Raw genomic sequence first — 19,538 nt, 5'->3', positions numbered from 1 at the left:
TTGAATTTCGATAGAAGCAGGAGAGTTCAATGAGTACATTATCCCGCCGGGAGCTGGCGCTGCAGATACTGAGTAAAACGGGGATGCAGGTGTCGAATTACTCGCCTCCGGCAGTCCGGCTCCTGTGGCGCATGGGTATTGATTGTTCGCCGCCACATTTTGCGCGATTCTGGCCAGTATTTTTTATTTCCGGAGTCTATTTTGGTGTGATGCTGGGGCTGTTTATGTGGCTAGCAACGTTATATCGACCGCTCTTTTTATTATCGTCTGTTCCGTTTGGTGCAGTAATTGCCGGGTGTTGCTTTGGTTTTTTATGGCAAGCTATTACGCAATCGGGCGCCGTAAATACCAACTGCCAAGATGGGAAGAAATTGGTGTCACCTCAGGAAACTGATCAGCACACACCAGCACACGTCAGATCGTTTTTTCAATCTCAGGAGTCGTTATGAAATTCATTACTGTTGCCGCTTTTGCTGTCGGCATGTTGTCCTTGTCGTCGGTGTATGCGCAGAAGACCGATAGCGTTGCTCTGGCTCAGACAGCAGCAACGCAGTGGCTTGAGGTGGTCGATGCCGGTGATTACGCCGCGAGTTGGGATCAGGCCGGCAGCGTGTTTAAGGGAATGGTCGAGAAATCGAAGTGGCTTGATGCGATACAAGGTCTCCGCAGCCCTTTGGGTGCGGCGAAATTTCGCAAAGTCAAATCGGCTGATTATAAAAAAAATATTCAAGGTGCACCTGAGGGTGAGTATGTGACCGTGCAATTTGAAACCACATTCGAGAATAAGAATGGGGCCATTGAGGTCGTGACGCCGATGAAAGACAAAGATGGCACCTGGCGCGTCACAGGCTATTTCGTTCATTAAGCTTCATTGATAACACGACAGTCGTGAACCAGTTGGGCGCTGTCTGACGTATTCATTTTCCGTGTACGGCAAAAGAGTGATTGTGCCGTAAAAAATTGTTTGCTGTTTGTCGGCATTTACCTGAAAGTCTGCCGCTGTGTCTGAAACCACGCCACACTACATCGTCATCACTGTGGGCACCAACGGTGATCTGCATCCGATGATGCGCATTGCGCAAACCTTGCAATCGCTTGGGCGGCAGGTGACGTTCGTCAGCCATTCTTATTATGAGAACATGGTGCGGGATGCGGGGCTGGCGTTTATCGGCGTTGGCACAGACGAGGAATTTCTGCGTATTCTCCGCAATCCGGATATCTGGAATCCGCGCAAAGGTCTTGCGGCATTGATGGCGAATTATGGTGAAGGTCTGCAGCAGACTATCGCCAGCATACGATCGATTTCCACCACCGCACCGAAAATGGTGATCGCTCATCCATTCGCAGTTCCCGGCGCCATCATCGCTCGCGAGTTGGGTTTGGTGACGTCTGTGGCTGCTGCTTATCTGGCACCGTCGAATTTGCGGACTTGCCACGACCCACTGCATATCGGTGACGTCTCTGTGCCACGCTGGGTACCGATGAGCTGGCGACGTGCGCTCTGGCATCTGGTAGAAAAGAAATGGGTAGACCCGGTTGCATTGGGTCACATCAATGCGGTGCGCCTGCCTTTGGGTTTACCAGCAGTTGATTCTTTTCTGACGCATATCAGCCAGACGCCGGATCTGGCGGTAACGCTTTTTCCGTCGTGGTTTGCGCCAACGATGCCTGATTGGCCGCGTCCCTTGCTTGAAGGCGATTTCCAATTATTTGAAAGCAGCAAACAAGATGCTTTGTCGTCGGATTTATCGGCCTTTCTTGCCGCAGGTGAAAAACCGGTAGTGTTTACACCGGGCACGGGCAATCTCCATGCGGTGGATTTTTTCAGGTATGCACTGGCGGCGACACAAAGCGCTGGTTGGCGTGCGATTTTTCTGACGCGCGAGCAGGCACAAATACCATCGAAGCTGCCTGCCTCTGTCATCTGGCAGCCGTATGTGCCGCTGAAGGCGTTGTTGCCGCATGTCGCCGCACTTGTACATCATGGAGGCATTGGCACTACCGCTGAAGCGCTGCGCGCAGGTATCCCGCAACTCATTGTTCCGTTTGCCTGGGATCAGTTTGATAACGGTGCCCGCATTGCCGCGATCGGCGTTGGCCAGGTGATTCCTGCGAAACGCTTACGACCTCGCAAATTGGCCCGCAGCCTGCACCATCTATGCACCTCTGACACCGTGCGGACGCAGTGCGCCACCGTTGCCTCACGTTTTACCCCCGCATTTGATGCCTTCGCTTTTTGCAAAGAAATTGAACGCCAGTTACTTGCTATCGGTAATGGTGGTCGTTCTCTGAAAAAGAATGACTGACATTTTTCGTCGTGAATTAAAAAAAGTAGCCTGTAGCTTAAAAAAATGTAATATTAATTTTTTTATATTTTCAGTGAGGCAATTTTTGAAGCTGTTCGATCCCATCGTCGGCGTGACGCCTATTTTTGTATGCGACGAAATTTCATTTTTTTTCTTTTAAAATCCTTACTCAGAATTAACTGGGAATGCATTCTTTGTAAATGATCTGAATCGACAAGATCATGGTGGACATGGGGAAATGATAAAGAGTTGTCTTGAGTAATTGACTTTTTACTGTGTCCGACAAACGATATTTTAGTCATTGGAAGAATCACATGAGCAGACATTTTCATACAGGGTTACTGCCGTTAGTATTTGTCGCAGTGACTAATTTGACCGCTTGCGTTTCTGCTCCACTTTCTTTTATCCAGGGAACGCCGCAAACTCTGACAGATTTTACGCTTTACCCCGTGCGCATCGTTTCAGTGGACGGGAGCATTCAGTTCGCCCGCCCCAGCAAGCCGATTCAGATATCTCCGGGATCACGCTCTATCGTGTTCGAGGCTGCGCCAGGTTCCGGTGCGAGAAACGGTGTACAGAAGTCGTTTGCATTGAAGGTTGAGCCATGTACTCGCTACTTCCTCGCGGCCAGACGACAATTAGCTATGGATGCTGATTGGTCGCTCGTCGTGGATAAGACTGAGGCAGTACCAGGCTGCAATATCGAGGACGAGTTACAAAAAGCGGCAGTTGCTGCGAACAGCCAGAACAATTGAGCGGCTTGAGTTTTTACATATGTAAAACAAGGAAGGAAGCAGATATGGAAAACATCATGATGTTGGCGACAGCGCTGGGTATCGTTGGTGGTGGCTTGTGTGCTTATATGGCCTGCAAGTCACTCGTTCTTGTTTGGCCTCAGTTATTCACTCCACCCCATTTTGTAATGGCGGGGGCAGTCATCGGAGCATTGATAATTTTATTACCATCAGCTTTTTTTGCATTGGTGGTCGGCGGCAATCTTGGCGGTGCCTTGGGCGATATCGCGGGATCGGCTGTGGGATGGGGGGAAGGTATTGTTCCGGTTGGCTTAGCGCTTGGGATTGCCGCAGCCTTCAGTGGCAGTTTGATTGCCGGAAGTCTGATCGGAGGCCTTTTGGGTAAGGCGTTCGCTTCCGTGCTTTCTTATTCAATGTTACGCTGAGCATCGATATACCGATGCATTTTACTGCTGCATAGGTTGTAGTAAATGCATGAAAAAATACCATGCGCTCATATTTTCATTCTGATAATAGTTATAATTTAATACTTTAGACTAATCAGAGTTCATATGAGCCACAATTCCAGACACGCAATCTTTGCGCTGTTGCCTATGCTACTGGCATCTTCTCTTGGATTGGCGCAGGAAGTGAAACCTCAATACTCCATTAAAGATGAGGTGCGTACAGGCTCTAATATCCGGCGTGACCAGGTCACTGGTTTTAAGGTCGCGATGAATTTGCCGTTTGAGAAGCTACCCGCAGCCGACAGAGCACAACTGAATTCTTTGTATGAGCACATTGCAGAGGGTGATGAACCTCCGTTCCCGCTGAAAGGCCTGCAGATGATCTATGAACCCTTGCGGGAAGCAAATAATAAGTTGTATGACCGCGGACAGCTCAGCATGTTGGCGACCGTGGATGCCGAGGGAGCGGTTCAAGAAGTTAAGCTTTTGCAGTCGCCTAGCCCGGAAATGACCAGATTCGCGGCAAATCTCTTGTACCTGATACGTTTTAAACCAGCAAAATGCGGAGGGAAAGCCTGTGTCATGGATTTTCCTGTCCGGTTGTCGTTTGAGTGATGTGCTCTCGATTGCTATCAGCTCAGAAACAATAAGCAAGCAACCATGCAGGTGGAAAACATAAAATCTGTCTATCCAACATCAGTCACGCCGCCGGAACCATCCGGTCAGCGACATGCGGTTGCGGGTGGTGGGCAACACTTCGTGCAGTATTTCTGCGGATAGAAAAACGACCATGCGGCAAGCGATGGGCGAGATATCTTGTGTCGGTAAATTTTGCGGATGCAGGCGCAACGCGCCGCCATGTTCTGCTTGCCAGTCTTGATTGAGATAAATGACCACGGAAATAGTACGTGCGTCGTCGTCATGAAAGCGGTCCAAGTGTTTGCTGTACGAAGCGCCGGGCTGATAAAAAGAAAAATGGCTTTCGTATTCTTCCAGCCCTAAATACAGTTTCTGATTCAGCGACATGCGCAGTTGTTCCATCAGCAGCAGATAGGCATCGCAGGCGACGGATTGTCCGGCTTGCAGCCACGCGATCTGATCACTGCGTATCGTCGTTTGCAGTGTCGGCGTGTCACCACGCCCCACCCGCGCAGAATGCAAATGATCGTTGTGTCGTAATGCCACACATTCTGTTGCCAGTGTCAGCGCCAGCGCTGGCGTTAAAAAGAGATTGTGCTGTGACCAGCCGTGTTGCGCCAGATTGTCACAGAGGCTGGCATGAACAGTATCGTTGAGCTGGTCTGGCGTTGAAGAGGATGTGTACGGTGCAAGGGCAATCACAGATGTCTTTCGGGGTGAATACTGCGTGGCAAGGCATTAACCCGGGACCGACAGGGAATGTGGCTGGAATTTTGCGTGATTCAATTGCGTGACTCAATGTACGCTATAAACGTGCAGCCTGACCAGAATTGATTACATTACGCGGCTCGTCAGACAAACGCGGGCTGATCCCGGCTCTTTGCTGTGAGGTCGCACTTTGGTGTTTTTTGCCGTGATCAATTTTGTTACTCAGGCCCACAGTGGGCTGCAGCATGAGGCCAGCCAGCCTGGTCAGGCATGTTTTTGACCCAAAAAATACTGGGGGGAGTATTTTTTAACAGCCTTTGTTTATAAGGACATCAGGCACAAAAATACACATACTCCCCCAATTCATTGAAATTTCTGGGTAATTTCTGATTTCGGCGCGTATCTGAGACAGTTTGACTGCGCTGGATGTGGTGCCAGATGTCTGTTGCACCGTCGCTGTTACAAGCGGAATTCAACCGGACTGTCTTCATCCACTTCTCCCTTCGTGCTAGTATCAAGTGCCGGTGTCGGTTTCGGTGGCGAGGCTGTTACTGACCATTTTTATATGCAATGGTCTGCCTTCGTTGTGGATTAATTTTTTCGTGAGAAATTGTATGAGCGCATCTCTGTTTATCAGCTCGACGCCGTTTGACCTGGCGTTACACAGAAATAAAATAGCTGACGCGTTGTCACAGGCGAAATCAGGTTCGCCTGCGTTGAGAGTTGTGCTGGCAGCGCCGGAAACCGGTCTTGCTGAGCGGCTGCGCTTGGTGCGTCAGGCATCCGCGTATGTGGGCGTGTTCGGCATGGTGTATGGCAACGTGGATGCGACCACCGGCAAGTCGCTGGTGCAGCTTGAATACGAAGCGGCGCTGGCTGCGGGCTTGCCGATACTGATTTACATCATGGATGAAGATGAGCATCTGGTATTGCCTAAACATGTGGATACCAGAACACCGGCGCTGTCTCTGAGTGAATTAAAGTCACACCTGAGTCAGACGCAGGATGTGCGTTTTTATGAGTCTGCAGACGATCTGGTCGCCAAATTAGAAAACGATTTATTACGTGTCTTTGCACCTGCACCTGCACCAGTGCCCGCGCCAGTCGCTCCTGCGGCGGTTGCTGAGAGCACGAAAGCAGATGCAGTAGTAGAGCCGGTCGTTGAAGCAAATGAAATGCCCTCAGGTCTGACCGGTACGGCGGCATCGAAACGTTATGCGCTGACGCCGCCGCGATTTGCCTTCTTTAAAGAGAAAGTCGCGCACCTGTTTCAGCGTGAAATGCCGGACGCGGTGTTGCAGGATGTGATTGAATATCTGCTGGCGGGAAATACGATGTCGGCCGCCTCGGCACTACGTCGTGGCGCCGGAATTTCACTCGAAGACGCAATTGAAGAAGTCAGGAAAACTGAACTCGTGATTGTCGATACGGTACAGCGCCATCAGGCGCAGACAGGTGCCGTTAAATAACTTGATGGCTGGATATGGGTGTTACGCTGATATCCTCCGCTGTTGATTGCAAGGCAGGCCGCATAGTATGCTGCCTGCCTTTATTCTTTCTTTTTCTGCCATGACTATCCAGATTGCTAAAGAATCGCGCAAAGAAGCGATTGCCTCAATAGAGCGCTATTGCCGCGAAAATTTCCCCGAACCTGTCAGCGGTCTGGAAGCGGATGGTTTGCTGAGTTTTTTTCTCGAAGAAATCGGCCCTCTGGTGTATAACAAAGCAGTCGCTGATGTGCAGGAACGTTTGCAGGCGCGGGTGATGGAAGTCGATATCGAGGTTCATGAAGAAGCGTTTCAATACTGGCCAAAACAAGGCAGACGCCGCTGATATATTCTGTCGCCGTACCGGCATCATCGTCACAAGGAAAAGACATGTCTCTGCTTCATCCGCTTCAACATCATCATCGCCGCCGCTCTCTTTCTTTATTACTGGCGGCGACATTTGCTTTGCCGTTTGCGATTCAGGCCGAAGATAAAAAGCCGGATGGCGCGCAGGTTCCCTCGATTGCTGAATTGTTTGATGACGACCATGTGTTGATGTTTTACCCGTCGGCACCGGGTGCACAATTCCGGCTCGGTAAACGGAATCCTAACAGCACGCGTGGTTTCGTTATTGAGAAAAAAACCAAAGCGACCGCAGGCAAGGATGGTGCGCTCGAATTCTGGAATCTGCCGTCGCACCCGCTCAGTTACGCCAGCGGCGGAGAAGGCTGGAGCAGCCGTTTGCATATCTACGCCAGCGGCGGCCAGCAAAAATTTAACTGGAAAAACCAGCGCGGTTTTCTGAGCCATCCGGCCGAGTTGAAAAATCAGGAAATGACGATCTTTATGCGGGTGCATCAGATCCTTGATCCGGCACGCGCGCAGATTTCGCTGAAAATCAGAGGCGGCGCACATAGCGATAAAAATCCGGATGCGGCTTCCTGTGTCATGCTGACTTTATCACCTGAGGGACACGGCAGCGTAACGCGTTTCGGTAAAGAGCTGCGGCATCCGCGCTACGATTACGTGACACTCAAACCCGAGTTTACCGCTGCCTTGCAGGAGAATGTCTGGATAGGCATGAAGCTGATCAGCTGGAATGACCCGCACGATACTCAGCGCGTGATTCATCGCTTGTATCTTGATACCGACCCTTTCGATCTCAGCACCGGCCTGCCAAAAAACAATTGGCGCTTATTCAGCGAATACATTGATGTAGAAGGAAAACGCACGGGTCAGTACGGCAAACTGGTGAACTGGGGCGGCTGGGAAACGACGTTCCGTACCGATGGTTTTCATGATGTGGACTTCGCTTATCCTTCGGTACGGGAGATTGTTGTACCTCAATAACGCCGATTTTACGGGGTTGATCGGATATAATACGGACACTTATCCGCAATTGTTGAAAGAAATTATGTCCAGCTTACCTGCCTGCCCACAATGTGGCATGGAAAATACTTACCCTGACGGCGAAAACTATGTGTGTGCCGATTGTGGTCACGAATGGCCTATGGTCGCCGCAGCCAGCGCCGATGATAATGATGAACGTATCGTCAAAGATTCAAACGGTAATGTCTTGTCTGATGGCGATGCCGTGGTGGTGATCAAGGATTTGAAAGTGAAAGGTTCTTCCACAACACTGAAAATGGGAACCAAAATCAAGAGCATACGCATCGTTGGTGGCGACCATGAAGTCGATTGCAAAACCGATAGCGGCAGCTATATGCTGAAAGCTTGTTACCTGAAAAAAGTCTGATTTTTTCAGACCACAAACAAAACCCGGCGTTGACGCAGATCACGCCGGGTTTTGTTTTTGTAAGCTGTTGAGCGCGGTAACAACTTCAGCAATCACAGACGCCCAGTCATGCATCGCTGGCTGGCGGAATAAGCGCATCACTTCCGGATACCACGGGCTGTCAGTGCGCTTGCTGAGCCAGCGCCAGTCTGGCTGATAATGCGGCAGCAGCACCCAGCATGGTTTCGCCATTGCGGCTGTCAGATGGGCCACCGCAGTATCGACGCTGATGACCAGATCAAGCTGCTGTATCAGCGCCGCCGTATCAGCAAAGTCATGTAGCAAAGGTGCCGCGTCAACGACGGGCAGTTGCGCCTGCAGCGCGCGCAGTTGTTCGTCCGTCGCTCCTTTTTGCAGGCTGATGAATTGCACATTGCTGATAGCTGACAGTGGGTGCAATATTTCCGGCGTGACGATGGAGCGCGCCGCATCGTTATCGAATAAATGATTTCCCTGCCACACCAGGCCGACACGCAAACGAGCATCAGGTGCAAGCCCGGGTAATGACACTGAGCGTGTCGGATCGGCATAAAGATACGGCAGACTGGCGGGAATATTATGCAAACGGGTCTGACACAAAAATGGCAGACTCATGGGCAGCACCCAATAATCCCAGCCGCTGTGAGGCACGTCATCCTCATAAGAATAAATTTCATCGATATCGTGCAGACTGCGCATCAAGCGCGTCAGCGGTGGGTGGCAAACCAGACTGACACTGGTCGCACCGGCTGCTTTGAGCAGACTGGCATAGCGGCAGAATTGCATCATGTCGCCAAAGCCGCCTTCATAGGCAATCAGTATGCGCTTGCCACTGAGCGCTTCACCCTGCCAGCGCGGAAAGTGAAAATACGTATTCAGCACCGCATCCTGCGCACGCGCTTCCAGCCTTTGCCAGCCTTCTTCATAACGCCCTTGTTTCAGCAGGATATAACTCAGATTGAAACTGGCTTTTTGATACGCCGGATCGCATAGCAATGCGTTGCGATAACATTCTTCGGCCTCAGCTTCACGCTGCGTGCTCGCCAGCAGCACGCCGAGATTTGACCAAGCCGCCGCTGATGCCGGTGCGATCTGTAAGGCTTGCCGGTAGTGTTTTTCGGCTTTATCAAAGCGATACTGCAACATCAGCAAAGCGCCATAGTTCAGATGGATCTGTACATTATCAGGCAATAAACTGAGTGCCTGTCGGTAGTATTGGTCAGCGAGATCGTATTGTCTGAGCTGCGTTTTCAGATAAGCGAGGTTCGCCATCGCTTCGGCGCAGGCAGGATCAGCTTGCAGCGCTTCTTGAAATAAATGCTCTGCCTGTGATAGCTCACCGGCCGCCATCGCCTGATTTGCTGCCACGAAATACTGTTCGGCGGAAAGATAGTCAGCAGACATAAGTGCAAAGTAATGAGCGTCGATAACCGACATCATAGCGCCGTGCATCGTCCGCAGCGGATTAATTCAGCCTGTCTGTTTGCTGGTATCGCCCGTTTTCAACGAATGCGGGATCATGCGCATGTTAAAATTTCGCCGCTTTAGTGCGTCCCTGGCGCGGTTTCTTCATTCACCTTTTTTTCAAACACGCTTACTTATGAACGTCGTTATTCTCGCTGCCGGTATGGGCAAACGCATGCAATCGTCCTTGCCTAAAGTATTGCACTCTGTGGCCGGAAAGCCTTTGCTGAAGCATGTGATCGATACTGCGCGCAGCCTGAATGCGGGAGCTATCTGCGTTATATACGGTCACGGCGGTGATCAGGTGTTGACAGCGGTCGCAGCAGATGATTTGCGTTTTGCCAGACAAGAGCCGCAACTCGGCACCGGTCATGCGGTGGCACAGGCTATTCCTGTACTTGATGATAGTCAGCCTACGCTGGTGCTGTATGGAGATGTGCCACTGACGACGGCAGCTACCCTGCAACGTCTGATCAGCGTTGCTGGCAACGACAAACTGGCGATACTGACCGCGGAAATGAGCGATCCGACCGGGCTGGGGCGTATCGTCCGTGAAAACGGTGAGATCCGTCGTATCGTCGAACAAAAAGATGCGACCGAAGCCGAGCGTCAGATCACTGAAATTAATACCGGCATCATGATCGTTCCGACCGTGAAGCTGAAGGAATGGCTGGCAACTCTGTCGAATAACAATGCGCAGGGCGAATACTATCTGACCGATATCGTTGCCCGTGCAGTGGCGGATGGTGTGGCGGTGGTATCAGCGCAGCCTGATGCGATCTGGGAAACCCTGGGCGTGAACAGCAAAGTGCAACTGGCTGAACTCGAACGTGTACATCAGGCGAATATCGCAAGGCAGTTGTTGGAACAAGGAGTAACCCTGCTTGATCCGGCGCGTATCGATGTGCGTGGCAAGCTGGTCTGCGGGCGCGACGTCAGCATTGATGTCGGTTGTGTGTTTGAGGGCAATGTCACACTCGAAGATGGCGTCGCGATTGCTGCGAATTGCGTGATCAAAGACGCGCATATTGGCGCCGGCGCAACGATTAAGGCGTTTTGCCACATCGAAGAGGCCAAAGTGGGCGCGCAATCGCAGATCGGTCCTTACGCGCGCTTGCGTCCCGGAACTGAGCTGGCTGAAGACGTGCACGTGGGGAATTTTGTTGAAATCAAAAACAGCCAGATCGCGGCGCATAGCAAAGCCAATCATCTGGCGTATGTTGGTGATGCGACCGTTGGCAGCCGCGTGAATATCGGTGCGGGTACGATTACTTGTAATTACGATGGCGCGAATAAATTCCGCACGATTATCGAAGACGATGCCTTCATCGGCAGCGACACCCAACTGGTGGCGCCGGTGCGCGTAGGCAAAGGCGCAACGCTGGGTGCTGGTACCACGCTGACGAAAGATGCGCCGGAAGGAAAGCTGACCGTCTCAAGAGCGAAACAAATCACGATAGAAAACTGGCAGCGGCCAGTGAAGCAAAAGAAATAAGCTGCACCTGCGTCGCAAGGGTCGCAAGAGTTGAATATGCAGCCAGCCTGAAGCCAGTCTGATACCAGGCTGGCTTTTTTTATTCCTTAGAATTTCTGCCTGCATTGATGTCGCGCGCATTTGACCTTATTTCACCGTATGCCAAACCGGAAGCTTGCACTCACCATGTATACTTCGCGGCAAAGGAGTAAGCATGACGATGCCTGATATGCAGTTTGATTTACCCGATATACGCGACCAGAAGCGCCGCAGCCTGATGCGCGGTGCGCGTGACACGATACCGATGCTGATCGGTGCCGCGCCGTTTGGCATGATCTTTGGCGCGCTGATTTCCACCAGCCCTATGCTGCCGTGGCATGGGCAATTGATGTCGATGTCGGTGTTTGCCGGATCAAGTCAGTTCATTGCAACCGGCCTGGTGGCTAGTCATACAGGTATGTTGGTGATCTGGTTGACGACATTCATCGTCAATCTGCGCCACATGCTGTATGCCGCAACGTTGCTGCCGCATGTTGCTCATTTATCTGCCCGCTGGCGCTGGTGTCTGGGCTTTTTGCTGACGGACGAAACATTCGCCGTCGTTGCTGGTTACCATCAGCAAGCATTGAGCAGCGAAGAACGCCGCTATTCGCACTGGTATTTTCTCGGTTCCGGTCTGGCGATGTATGCGAACTGGCAGTTGTGGACGCTGGTCGGTTTACTGTTCGGCACCTTGTTTCCTGCTTTGCAAACCCTGGGTCTGGACTATGCGATGGTGGCAACCTTTATTGCGATTATCGTGCCGCAGCTGAACCGGTTTCCACAATTTTCCGCCGCACTGGCCGCCGGTAGTTGTGCTTATCTGTTGCAGGGATTGCCGTATAAGCTAGGCTTGCTGAGTGCTGTAATGATTGGTGTCGCGGTCGGCATGGCCTTGACACGCATCGCTGCCAGAACGAAGGTGGCAGTATGAATTACGTGCTGATGATAGGCGGTATGGCGGTGGTGACGGTGCTGATTAAAGCCCTGTTTTTTATTCTTGGTGACAGACTGGTTTTTCCACCATGGCTGAATCTGGCACTGAGCTTTGTACCGGTAACCGTGCTGATAGCAATTATCACGCCGATGATACTGGCACCGCATGGCAACGGACTGGAGCTGCATTGGCGGAATCCGCAATTACTGGCATCGCTGATTGCCGTTATTGTTTGCGTGCTGAGCCGCAGACAATTACTGACGATCGTCGTTGGGCTTCTGAGTTTTTTCTTTTTTCAGTGGCAGTTTTCTATGTAATCTGTGCTGGCTGACAGACGTAGAAAACAGATGCGGAAATTAGTTTCAGAATAAAAAAGTGCCGGAATATTGTCCGGCATTTTTTATGGTGTCGCGAGACGGTTGAAAGCTATTTTATTGCGGCGGACGTACTTCTTTTTTCAGTGCCGCCATGGCCAGCTTTTCCACCAGACCGGGAGCGATCAGTTTGAGCCAGCGGCCGAGTTTCCCTTTACCTGTCATGACGACTTCGCGCTTGCCATGTTCCATGCCCTGAATGATCAGGTGTGCGCATTCTTCAATCGACATCGCATCGTCTTCTTTCAGACCGCTGCTGCCTGCTACATTTCCGTCCGCGTTATAGCCGTGATAGCGGATGCGGGTGGCCACTACACCGGGATAGGCGAGCGTAATTTTGATGCCCGCTTCTTTGACTTCGCTGCGCAAACTTTCAAAAAAGCCGTTCATCGCGAATTTACTGGCGCTGTAGGCGGTACGACCCGGAACGCCGATGAGTCCGGCAAGCGAGGACACCGCAACGATATGCCCGCGAGTTTGCTTCAGGTAAGGCAGTGCAGCATGCGTGCACCAGACGCTGCCCCAGAAATTAATCCGCATTAATTCCTGATACCAGGCAAGATCAGCGACTTCGCTGAATAAGGCTTGCGCGGATTTACCTGCATTGTTGATGAGTGCATCAATATGACCAAAGGTTTCTGCTGTTTTCGTGATCAGTTGGCGACACTCACTTTCGACGCCGACATCGGTTTTGACGACCAGACACACGCTGCCATAGGTCTGGCACTCTGCGGCTACTTTTTTCAATGCTTCTTCATTACGCGCAGCCAGTACCAGCGAGGTTTGGCTGCCGCCGGATTTCGCCAGTTGCCTCGCAATTTCTGCACCGATGCCGTCAGACGCACCGGTAATGACGATGACTTTATTTTGTCCGCTCATGACTGATAACTTTCATCCATGCGGTTGAGCTTGCGTATCAGTGATGGCCAGACGAATGCGCCGCCAAGACCACCGGTCTGCACCCGCATCGATTCCGCAACACCTTGCACGATCTGCGGGTTGACATGAATCAGTTCGCCGCCAGCCTGCGCCGCCAGTTGTATCTGGCAAGTGGCTTCAAACGTGTACATCGATAAAAATGCGTCGGCAATACTTTTACCCACAGTGAGCAGACCATGATTGCGCAGCACCAGAAAATTCGCATTTCCCATGTCCGCTTGCAGACGTGGTTTTTCATCGTCGCGGAAAGCCACGCCTTCGTAATCGTGATACGCGAGCGAAGCGAGTACAAATGTCGATTGCTGAGAAAGCGGCAAAATGCCGCAGCGCTGGGCGCTGACCGCAACCCCTGCTTTGGTATGGGTATGCAGTACGCACTGTACGTCTTCGCGCGCGGCATGTACCGCGCTGTGAATCACAAAACCGGCTGGATTCACAGGGAAAGGTGAGTCGATCACCTTATTGCATTGCTGATCGACTTTCACCAGCGAGGATGCGGTGATTTCATCGAACATCAGCCCATAAGGGTTGATCAGAAAATGATGCTCCGGCCCAGGTATACGCGCGCTGATGTGAGTGAACACCAGATCGCTCCAGCCGTAAGCGGCGACGAGGCGATAGCAGGCGGCCAGATCGACCCGTAACTGCCATTCTTCGGGGCTGACTTTATCTTTGAGGGAAGGTATTTGCATGGTGTCTCCTGTTCATTTTTATTGGTGTTTAGGTGTAACTGCGGCTTTGTAAATCGTATTTTTGGGCTGTGCCAGCAAGCGCTTCAGCATGGGTTCAAATTCAATCATCGGAAAAGTTTCTGCGTGCGGATCGAACGACGGGTTGTCATACAGCGCGCAGAATTCCGCGGTGCGTTCAAAGTGTGGGTGGTCGCGGAATTGTTCACGCATATCCCTGTCCATACCCAGATGGTGAAAGAAATAATGCCCCTGAAAGATGCCGTGATGTTGCACCATCCATAGGTTTTCTTCGCTGACAAACGGCTTCAGGATTGCCGCAGCGATATCCGGGTGATTAAAACTACCAAGCGTGTCGCCGATGTCATGCAACAAAGCACAACAGATATATTCCTCATCACGGCCATCGCGCATCGCGCGGGTGGCGGTTTGTAATGAGTGGGTGTAACGATCAATCGGGAAGCCGCCGTAATCACCTTCGAGTAACTGCAGATGCTGGATGACGCGATCAGGTAATTTTTGCGCGAATTGCATAAATTCGCCGGCTATCAGTTGCCAGTCTTGTTGCGTACTGTCTTCCATACGCTGGAAATGAGCGCGATGAGGCATTTTTGTCTCCTGTTTAATTTTTGTACTCTCACCATACAGGCGCACCCGGCAGCAAACTGTCAAATATTTTACAATTACCCGTATCGATCCAGCGCCCACTATCCACGAATCCAGCTTATGCCACCATCTTCTGTACTCAGTTCACTTGTCGGTGATGACTGGTTTGCGGCATTACCCGCAGCGACCCGCAAGGAAATGCTGGATTGCAGCGAAAAACATTATCTGCAACCTGGTGAAATGTTGTTCCGTCAGGGCGATGCGCCAGCCGGTTTTTATGCTTTGCTGGGCGGCAAGCTGAAAATGTCGACCTTGAGTGAAGATGGGCGCGAGGCGATACTGACCATTCTTGAGCCTGGCACGTGGTTCGGTGAAATTTCCCTGATTGATGGCAAACCGAGAACGCATGATGCAACGGCGATTGGGCGTGCTGAAGTGTTGATGATGACTCCGGCCTGTTTTGATCATCTGATGCAAGGCGCAGACTTTGCCCTGGCCGTTGCGCAGATGCTGGCGAAACGTATTCGTTTGTTGTACGGCATCGTTGAAGATGCGCATTTACGTTCAGCCAGAGCGCGGGTCGCGAGACGCCTGGTATTGCTGGCGAATAGCGAGAAAGAACAAGGCGAGTCAGAAAAAATGGATATTCCGGTATCGCAGGAATCGCTGGCAATGATGCTGGGAATGAGTCGCCAGAGCCTTTCCAAGGAATTGAAATTTTTTGAGCAAGCAGGATTGATCCGGCTCGGGTATCGCTCTATCCGGATTTCATCGCTGGATAAACTGAGCACGCTGTGTGAAAAAGATTAAAGCCGGAGATAAGTGAAAGATAATGTAATTAAGGCTATATTAATCAATTGATACAATATTTTTTGGTTTTGTTTTCCTTGTTATTCTTTGCAAAATCCAGCACTATAGTTTTCATTTCACGTCACAAAAAATAGCTTCGTATTTGGATATTTATCCCGCTTTTCCACAGGCTCTTCTATGCGAATTCTGCACAAGACAGTGTGTTTTTGTTTAACGATTATTTTTGCCGGCACTTCTGCAGCATATGGCAATTGTTCTCGCACTATGAAGGTTCCCCTGGCTGCGACAGGTTTAAGTGTTATCGTCAGCGGAGAAAATATTTCTGGGGTGTATCCTGAAATACTGAGTGATTTATCTGCAAAAGAAAAATGTAATTTTGAACTTTCAATTGTGCCGCGTGCCCGGCTTGAAATGATGTTTGAAAATGGTTATGCGGATATTCTTATACCGGCAACGCGTACGGCCAGGCGCGATAAGCTGGGGTTTTTTATCCCACTCATTTCTAATCGGGCGATGCTGATTTCTGTTCAGGAGCAAAGTATTCCTGTAAAAAATTTCAAGGAACTACTGGAGCAGAAAGCGGCAAAAATAGCGGTAGTACGCGGTTTTGATTACGGAGAAAAGTATCAGGCGTTTCTTAAGGAATTACAGAAGCGGAACCGGCTCCGCTTCGAAGCTGATCCGGTCTCGGTTGCCCGTCTGTTGAAGTCCGGTGCGGCCGATTACACGCTGATGGCGCCGTCGATTTTCGCCGGTTCAGTACAGATTGATGAACGCGTTACTGATCTCGAAGATAAATTGCAATATCAGCCGCTGCAAGAATTGAACTGGGGTGAAAGCGGCGTCTATTTTTCTAAAAAATCATTAAGCACTGCGGATGTGCAGGCACTACAGGAAATTTTTGAACGTGCTGCAAGTGATGGTTTGATCTGGAAAGGCTTTCAGCGTTATTACAAAAAAGAATTTCTGAAAGATAGTGTCCGTCCGCGCGATACTTTACGCTCATCAGGTCAGATTCCTGACTAGATTGCAATTCTGGTTTCAAATTTACTGCGCAGAATTGAAAAGAAACTTCTGACGTTTCTGATATTGCTCTGGGTCGCAAACAACTGATGCGCCAGCGCATGATATGCGGTCATGTCAGCGACTTGAATGATAAGAATAAAATCCGGCCCCGGTGACACCCGGTAGCATTGTTGGACGGCAGGCTCGAGAGCGACTCTCTGTTCAAACTCGATCAGTTTTTCTGTTGCCTGATGATCCAGCGTTATTTCGACAACCGCAGTTAATCCCGCGCCTACTTTTTCCGGTGTCAGAATCGCCACCTGACGCGCAATCACACCTTCCTCAATCAGGCGTTTCACCCGTCGCATGCAGGTCGGTGCCGATGCGTGCACGCGCTGCGCCAGTTCGTGATTGGTCAGTGATGCATCTTGCTGCAATTGCTGCAGGATGCGTTTATCAAGCTCATCTAACATCGTCATGATTGAAATAAATTATTAATTTTTATTTAGTTGTGAAATAAAAAATCAAATTGAAATTTGTCATTCGACAAATTTCATAATAACTCAAATTTTGAAATAAATAATCAATCAAACTACATTAGCATAGATACATTCTATTTTCACATTCACGAGGTCATTATGTGCGGTATCGTCGGTGCAGTTGCTCAGCGTAACATCACGCCTATCCTGCTTGAAGGGCTCAAGCGTCTCGAATACCGTGGTTATGACTCCTGCGGTATTGCCTTGCATGTCAATGGTCAGTTGCAGCGCTCACGCAGCACATCCCGTGTTGCCGAATTACAGGCGCAGGTGGAGCAGAGTGGCTTATCCGGCTTTACCGGCATCGCGCATACGCGCTGGGCGACCCACGGAGTGCCTTCTTCCGCCAATGCCCACCCACATTTTTCACGCGATCGGATTGCGCTCGTGCATAACGGCATCATCGAAAATCATGAAGAATTACGCACCGAATTAAAAGCGCTCGGCTATGTTTTTGAAAGCCAGACCGATACCGAAGTCATTGCCCATCTGGTTGATCATTTATATCAGGGCGATTTATTTGAGACAGTGCAGCAAGCAGTGAAACGCTTGACGGGTGCTTACGCGATTGCGGTATTTTGCCGGGACGAGCCGCATCGCGTGATCGGTGCACGTCAGGGTTCGCCGTTAATCGTTGGCGTCGGCAAAGGTGAGAATTTTCTCGCCTCAGATGCAATGGCGCTGGCAGGAACAACCGACCAGATCATTTATCTGGAAGAGGGCGACGTCGTTGATCTGCAATTGCAGCGCTGCTGGATTGTCGATGTGCATGGCAAAGCGGCGGAACGCGAAGTGCGTACCGTTCATGCGCACAGCGGTGCGGCTGAACTCGGCCCGTATCGTCATTACATGCAAAAAGAAATATTCGAACAGCCACGTGCTATCGGTGACACACTCGAAGGCGTCACCAGCATCATGCCTGAGTTATTTGGCGATAAAGCCTACGGCGTTTTCAAGCAAATTGATTCGGTACTGATACTCGCTTGCGGCACCAGCTATTACGCTGGGCTTACCGCAAAATACTGGCTGGAGTCGATTGCAAAAATTCCGGTCAATGTAGAAATCGCCAGCGAATACCGTTACCGCGACAGCGTGCCGAATCCCAATTCGCTGGTCGTCACTATCTCGCAGAGTGGTGAAACGGCAGATACATTGGCTGCCTTAAAACATGCCCGTTCGCTGGGGATGCAGCACACGCTGACGATCTGCAATGTCTCCACCAGCGCGATGGTCAGAGAGTGTGTTTTGTCGTATATCACACGCGCCGGTATTGAAGTTGGCGTCGCATCGACTAAAGCATTTACTACGCAACTGGTAGCGCTGTTTTTACTGACGCTGACACTCGCACAAAGCAAAGGCCGGCTTAGTGATGCGGACGAGGCCGAACATATTAAAGCGCTGCGCCACTTGCCATTGGCTGTCAGCGCCGTACTTGCACTGGAGCCGCAAATCATTGCTTGGTCTGAAGAATTCGCCAGAAAAGAAAACGCCCTTTTCCTCGGTCGCGGCTTGCATTACCCAATCGCGCTTGAAGGCGCACTCAAGCTCAAGGAAATTTCTTATATTCATGCAGAAGCGTATCCCGCAGGTGAGTTGAAACACGGCCCGCTGGCGCTGGTGACTAAAGAAATGCCAGTGGTAACAGTGGCACCGAATGACGCACTGATTGAAAAACTCAAATCCAATCTGCAGGAAGTTCGCGCCCGTGGCGGCGAGCTGTTTGTATTCGCCGATGCCGATTCGCACATCACCTCCAGCGAAGGTGTGCATGTGATTCGCCTGCCTGAACATTACGGACAACTATCCGCTATCCTGCACGTCGTGCCACTACAATTACTCGCCTATCACACCGCCCTTGCTCGCGGCACCGACGTTGATAAGCCAAGAAATTTAGCAAAAAGTGTCACAGTCGAATAGGGAAAAATCGGGAATTTTGACTTGTTGTCCGAGCTTAAAAGATAGGTTAGCGCGCTGTCGAATCGATAGGTTATTTGCCGGGGGGCTTACTTCCCGCAAAGCCTAATAAGACTTGCTCGCTATCCGTGAGCGCCGGGTTGGATTGTCGGTGTATCTGGATGATCCTGATGTCGCAATCGACACCAACCATCTTGAGCGAGCCCTACGTGCTATTCCCATGGGAAGAAAGAATTGGATTTTTTGTTGGACAGAGCTTGGTGCCAAGCAAGTTGGGATCGTCCAAAGCCTGATCACGACTTGCCGTATGCATGATATCAATTCGTACGACTACTTTGTCGATGTGCTCCAGCGTATCAGTCAACATCCTGCGTCGTTGGTGCATCGGCTGACGCCACGCGTCTGGAAACAGATGTTTGCCAACAATTCTCTGCGCTCAGACTTGTATGACGCGGATCGGCGGGGTAATATCGGGCGGAAATAACTGCTTACGTACGCCCGACAGTACCTCGGTGCCTTCGCATACCGCTTCAACTCGCGCTTCAACCTCGCGGAACTTCTGCGTAACCTGCTCAGTCACGCTGCACTTACTGCGCCAAAGCGTGAGCGGCAGATTCGCAAGGGGGCTGAGAG

Annotated in this window: 22 protein-coding genes and 1 pseudogene; 17 read left to right on the top strand and 6 right to left on the bottom strand. The window is 50.9% G+C overall.

Features of this window, described 5'->3' with window-relative positions:
* Nucleotides 1–29: 29 nt before the first annotated feature.
* The 6 genes from H8K38_RS06065 (at nt 30) to H8K38_RS06040 (ending at nt 4,122) form a co-directional block, all read left to right on the top strand.
* Nucleotides 30–449, top strand: a complete 420-nt coding sequence (locus H8K38_RS06065) for a DUF6404 family protein (protein ID WP_186883907.1) — start codon at nt 30–32, stop codon at nt 447–449.
* Nucleotides 446–865, top strand: coding sequence for a DUF4019 domain-containing protein (locus H8K38_RS06060; protein WP_186883906.1), 420 nt, complete (start codon nt 446–448; stop codon nt 863–865). The genes H8K38_RS06065 and H8K38_RS06060 overlap by 4 nt, the downstream gene beginning before the upstream one ends.
* Before the next feature lie 136 nt (nt 866–1,001).
* The gene (locus H8K38_RS18675; protein ID WP_186883905.1) at nt 1,002–2,306 is read left to right on the top strand and encodes a glycosyltransferase; all 1,305 of its coding nucleotides are present in this window, start codon (nt 1,002–1,004) and stop codon (nt 2,304–2,306) included.
* 314 nt (nt 2,307–2,620) lie between these two features.
* Complete coding sequence (locus tag H8K38_RS06050) at nt 2,621–3,061, top strand: hypothetical protein (RefSeq protein WP_186883904.1); 441 nt, start codon at nt 2,621–2,623, stop codon at nt 3,059–3,061.
* A gap of 44 nt (nt 3,062–3,105) precedes the next feature.
* On the top strand, nt 3,106–3,486 hold the full coding sequence (locus H8K38_RS06045; RefSeq protein ID WP_186883903.1) for a hypothetical protein: 381 nt from the start codon (nt 3,106–3,108) through the stop codon (nt 3,484–3,486).
* Between the two features lie 126 nt (nt 3,487–3,612).
* The gene (locus H8K38_RS06040) at nt 3,613–4,122 is read left to right on the top strand and encodes an energy transducer TonB (protein WP_186883902.1); all 510 of its coding nucleotides are present in this window, start codon (nt 3,613–3,615) and stop codon (nt 4,120–4,122) included.
* Between the two features lie 81 nt (nt 4,123–4,203).
* Here the strand turns inward: H8K38_RS06040 and H8K38_RS06035 are convergent, their stop codons facing one another.
* On the bottom strand, nt 4,204–4,848 hold the full coding sequence (locus H8K38_RS06035) for a 2OG-Fe(II) oxygenase (RefSeq protein WP_370587066.1): 645 nt from the start codon (nt 4,846–4,848) through the stop codon (nt 4,204–4,206).
* 620 nt (nt 4,849–5,468) lie between these two features.
* Here H8K38_RS06035 and H8K38_RS06030 point away from each other — a divergent pair.
* From H8K38_RS06030 to H8K38_RS06015, 4 genes are all read left to right on the top strand, one after another.
* Complete coding sequence (locus tag H8K38_RS06030; RefSeq protein WP_186883901.1) at nt 5,469–6,323, top strand: DUF4062 domain-containing protein; 855 nt, start codon at nt 5,469–5,471, stop codon at nt 6,321–6,323.
* Between the two features lie 100 nt (nt 6,324–6,423).
* Nucleotides 6,424–6,687, top strand: coding sequence for a DUF2164 domain-containing protein (locus H8K38_RS06025; RefSeq protein ID WP_186884193.1), 264 nt, complete (start codon nt 6,424–6,426; stop codon nt 6,685–6,687).
* A 44-nt stretch (nt 6,688–6,731) separates the two neighbouring features.
* Nucleotides 6,732–7,691: a hypothetical protein gene (locus tag H8K38_RS06020; RefSeq protein ID WP_186883900.1), complete on the top strand. Its 960-nt coding sequence runs from the start codon at nt 6,732–6,734 to the stop codon at nt 7,689–7,691.
* A 64-nt stretch (nt 7,692–7,755) separates the two neighbouring features.
* Nucleotides 7,756–8,097, top strand: a complete 342-nt coding sequence (locus H8K38_RS06015; RefSeq protein ID WP_186883899.1) for a zinc ribbon domain-containing protein YjdM — start codon at nt 7,756–7,758, stop codon at nt 8,095–8,097.
* 39 nt (nt 8,098–8,136) lie between these two features.
* Here the strand turns inward: H8K38_RS06015 and H8K38_RS06010 are convergent, their stop codons facing one another.
* The gene (locus tag H8K38_RS06010) at nt 8,137–9,567 is read right to left on the bottom strand and encodes a tetratricopeptide repeat protein (protein ID WP_255422843.1); all 1,431 of its coding nucleotides are present in this window, start codon (nt 9,565–9,567) and stop codon (nt 8,137–8,139) included.
* 148 nt (nt 9,568–9,715) lie between these two features.
* On the opposite strand from H8K38_RS06010, the gene glmU reads away from it, so the two are divergent.
* The 3 genes from glmU (at nt 9,716) to H8K38_RS05995 (ending at nt 12,346) form a co-directional block, all read left to right on the top strand.
* A complete protein-coding gene (gene glmU, locus H8K38_RS06005) occupies nt 9,716–11,074 on the top strand; it encodes a bifunctional UDP-N-acetylglucosamine diphosphorylase/glucosamine-1-phosphate N-acetyltransferase GlmU (RefSeq protein WP_186883898.1) in 1,359 nt (452 codons plus the stop codon).
* Between the two features lie 208 nt (nt 11,075–11,282).
* Nucleotides 11,283–12,026: an AzlC family ABC transporter permease gene (locus H8K38_RS06000; RefSeq protein WP_186884191.1), complete on the top strand. Its 744-nt coding sequence runs from the start codon at nt 11,283–11,285 to the stop codon at nt 12,024–12,026.
* Nucleotides 12,023–12,346, top strand: a complete 324-nt coding sequence (locus H8K38_RS05995; RefSeq protein WP_186883897.1) for an AzlD domain-containing protein — start codon at nt 12,023–12,025, stop codon at nt 12,344–12,346. Before H8K38_RS06000 ends, H8K38_RS05995 begins: the two co-directional genes overlap by 4 nt.
* Before the next feature lie 114 nt (nt 12,347–12,460).
* On the opposite strand, the gene H8K38_RS05990 is transcribed toward H8K38_RS05995, so the two are convergent.
* Genes H8K38_RS05990 through H8K38_RS05980 form a run of 3 tightly spaced genes read right to left on the bottom strand, consistent with a single transcriptional unit; the run spans nt 12,461 to nt 14,640 of the window.
* A complete protein-coding gene (locus H8K38_RS05990; protein WP_186883896.1) occupies nt 12,461–13,282 on the bottom strand; it encodes an SDR family oxidoreductase in 822 nt (273 codons plus the stop codon).
* Entirely contained in the window at nt 13,279–14,034 is a 756-nt protein-coding gene (locus H8K38_RS05985; RefSeq protein ID WP_186883895.1) for a class II aldolase/adducin family protein, read from the bottom strand. The genes H8K38_RS05990 and H8K38_RS05985 overlap by 4 nt, the downstream gene beginning before the upstream one ends.
* A gap of 18 nt (nt 14,035–14,052) precedes the next feature.
* Nucleotides 14,053–14,640 (bottom strand): HD domain-containing protein, encoded by a 588-nt coding sequence (locus H8K38_RS05980; RefSeq protein ID WP_186883894.1) that lies wholly within the window; start codon nt 14,638–14,640, stop codon nt 14,053–14,055.
* A gap of 117 nt (nt 14,641–14,757) precedes the next feature.
* On the opposite strand from H8K38_RS05980, the gene H8K38_RS05975 reads away from it, so the two are divergent.
* Nucleotides 14,758–15,447, top strand: a complete 690-nt coding sequence (locus tag H8K38_RS05975; RefSeq protein ID WP_186883893.1) for a Crp/Fnr family transcriptional regulator — start codon at nt 14,758–14,760, stop codon at nt 15,445–15,447.
* Nucleotides 15,448–15,711: 264 nt separating this feature from the next.
* Nucleotides 15,712–16,473 carry an ABC transporter substrate-binding protein gene (locus H8K38_RS05970; protein WP_186883892.1) on the top strand — a complete coding sequence of 254 codons (762 nt, stop codon included), beginning with the start codon at nt 15,712–15,714 and terminating at the stop codon, nt 16,471–16,473.
* On the opposite strand, the gene H8K38_RS05965 is transcribed toward H8K38_RS05970, so the two are convergent.
* A complete protein-coding gene (locus H8K38_RS05965; protein WP_186883891.1) occupies nt 16,470–16,931 on the bottom strand; it encodes an Lrp/AsnC family transcriptional regulator in 462 nt (153 codons plus the stop codon). The two genes, H8K38_RS05970 and H8K38_RS05965, sit on opposite strands and share 4 nt — an antisense overlap.
* 159 nt (nt 16,932–17,090) lie before the next feature.
* Between H8K38_RS05965 and glmS the strand changes: the two genes are divergently transcribed.
* Both glmS and H8K38_RS05955 read left to right on the top strand, forming a co-directional pair.
* The gene (gene glmS / locus H8K38_RS05960) at nt 17,091–18,908 is read left to right on the top strand and encodes a glutamine--fructose-6-phosphate transaminase (isomerizing) (protein WP_186883890.1); all 1,818 of its coding nucleotides are present in this window, start codon (nt 17,091–17,093) and stop codon (nt 18,906–18,908) included.
* Between the two features lie 142 nt (nt 18,909–19,050).
* Nucleotides 19,051–19,389, top strand: a pseudogene (locus H8K38_RS05955) (transposase domain-containing protein); the annotation flags it as partial.
* Between the last annotated feature and the right edge of the window lie 149 nt (nt 19,390–19,538).

The sequence above is a fragment of the Undibacterium sp. FT79W genome (assembly GCF_014284215.1).
In the GTDB taxonomy this organism is placed as follows: Bacteria; Pseudomonadota; Gammaproteobacteria; order Burkholderiales; family Burkholderiaceae_D; genus Undibacterium; species Undibacterium aquatile.
This window is presented reverse-complemented; position numbering and strand designations above follow the sequence as displayed.

What these genes read in the sequence shown, in the direction of transcription:
- H8K38_RS06065 (WP_186883907.1), top strand. Translation starts at nt 30, where the DNA reads ATGAGTACATTATCCCGCCGGGAGCTGGCGCTGCAGATACTGAGTAAA.
- H8K38_RS06060 (WP_186883906.1), top strand. Translation starts at nt 446, where the DNA reads ATGAAATTCATTACTGTTGCCGCTTTTGCTGTCGGCATGTTGTCCTTG.
- H8K38_RS06050 (WP_186883904.1), top strand. Translation starts at nt 2,621, where the DNA reads ATGAGCAGACATTTTCATACAGGGTTACTGCCGTTAGTATTTGTCGCA.
- H8K38_RS06045 (WP_186883903.1), top strand. Translation starts at nt 3,106, where the DNA reads ATGGAAAACATCATGATGTTGGCGACAGCGCTGGGTATCGTTGGTGGT.
- H8K38_RS06040 (WP_186883902.1), top strand. Translation starts at nt 3,613, where the DNA reads ATGAGCCACAATTCCAGACACGCAATCTTTGCGCTGTTGCCTATGCTA.
- H8K38_RS06030 (WP_186883901.1), top strand. Translation starts at nt 5,469, where the DNA reads ATGAGCGCATCTCTGTTTATCAGCTCGACGCCGTTTGACCTGGCGTTA.
- H8K38_RS06025 (WP_186884193.1), top strand. Translation starts at nt 6,424, where the DNA reads ATGACTATCCAGATTGCTAAAGAATCGCGCAAAGAAGCGATTGCCTCA.
- H8K38_RS06020 (WP_186883900.1), top strand. Translation starts at nt 6,732, where the DNA reads ATGTCTCTGCTTCATCCGCTTCAACATCATCATCGCCGCCGCTCTCTT.
- H8K38_RS06015 (WP_186883899.1), top strand. Translation starts at nt 7,756, where the DNA reads ATGTCCAGCTTACCTGCCTGCCCACAATGTGGCATGGAAAATACTTAC.
- H8K38_RS06010 (WP_255422843.1), bottom strand. Translation starts at nt 9,567, where the DNA reads ATGCACGGCGCTATGATGTCGGTTATCGACGCTCATTACTTTGCACTT.
- glmU (WP_186883898.1), top strand. Translation starts at nt 9,716, where the DNA reads ATGAACGTCGTTATTCTCGCTGCCGGTATGGGCAAACGCATGCAATCG.
- H8K38_RS06000 (WP_186884191.1), top strand. Translation starts at nt 11,283, where the DNA reads ATGCAGTTTGATTTACCCGATATACGCGACCAGAAGCGCCGCAGCCTG.
- H8K38_RS05995 (WP_186883897.1), top strand. Translation starts at nt 12,023, where the DNA reads ATGAATTACGTGCTGATGATAGGCGGTATGGCGGTGGTGACGGTGCTG.
- H8K38_RS05990 (WP_186883896.1), bottom strand. Translation starts at nt 13,282, where the DNA reads ATGAGCGGACAAAATAAAGTCATCGTCATTACCGGTGCGTCTGACGGC.
- H8K38_RS05985 (WP_186883895.1), bottom strand. Translation starts at nt 14,034, where the DNA reads ATGCAAATACCTTCCCTCAAAGATAAAGTCAGCCCCGAAGAATGGCAG.
- H8K38_RS05980 (WP_186883894.1), bottom strand. Translation starts at nt 14,640, where the DNA reads ATGCCTCATCGCGCTCATTTCCAGCGTATGGAAGACAGTACGCAACAA.
- H8K38_RS05975 (WP_186883893.1), top strand. Translation starts at nt 14,758, where the DNA reads ATGCCACCATCTTCTGTACTCAGTTCACTTGTCGGTGATGACTGGTTT.
- H8K38_RS05970 (WP_186883892.1), top strand. Translation starts at nt 15,712, where the DNA reads ATGAAGGTTCCCCTGGCTGCGACAGGTTTAAGTGTTATCGTCAGCGGA.
- H8K38_RS05965 (WP_186883891.1), bottom strand. Translation starts at nt 16,931, where the DNA reads ATGACGATGTTAGATGAGCTTGATAAACGCATCCTGCAGCAATTGCAG.
- glmS (WP_186883890.1), top strand. Translation starts at nt 17,091, where the DNA reads ATGTGCGGTATCGTCGGTGCAGTTGCTCAGCGTAACATCACGCCTATC.